General features: G+C 77.9%; 1 protein-coding gene. It reads right to left on the minus strand.

The genetic code is table 11. The features are described 5' to 3' along the window. A partial coding sequence (locus FOE67_RS28080; RefSeq protein WP_182667601.1) for an alkaline phosphatase D family protein occupies window positions 1-525 on the minus strand: 525 nt, incomplete at both ends.

Genomic DNA, 525 nt, shown 5'->3' on the forward strand with positions numbered 1-525 from the left:
GGCGGGGTACTCGCCGGTGCCGTACTCGTAGAGGTAGTCGCCCAGGTGCAGCACCGCGTCCAGGTCGCCGCGGGCGGCGAGGTGGCGGTAGGCGGAGAAGTGCCCCGCCTCGTAGTTGGAGCAGGAGACGACGCCCAGCCGCAGCCGGTCCGGGTTCGCGTCGGCGGCCGGGGCGGTGCGGGTGCGGCCGACGGGGGAGCGCACGCCCTCGACGGTGAAGCGGTAGTGGTGGTCGCGGGCCGGGCGCAGGCCCCGCACGTCCACCTTCACGGTGTGGTCGGTCGCGGCCGTGGCGGTCACCGCGCCCTCGGCGACGACCGAGCGGAAGTCGGCGTCCTCGGCCACCTCCCAGCGGACCGGGACCGCCGGGCCGAGCCCGGAGCCGGGTACGGCCTCCGGGGTGGGGGTGACCCGTGTCCACAGCAGCACGCCGTCGGGCAGCGGGTCGCCGGAGGCGACGCCGTGGGCGAAGAGGGAGTCGGCCCTCCGGCCGCCGCCGGCCGGGGCGGCCGGAGGGCCGACTCC

Source organism: Streptomyces calidiresistens, assembly GCF_014141525.1.
In the GTDB taxonomy this organism is placed as follows: Bacteria; Actinomycetota; Actinomycetes; order Streptomycetales; family Streptomycetaceae; genus Streptomyces; species Streptomyces calidiresistens.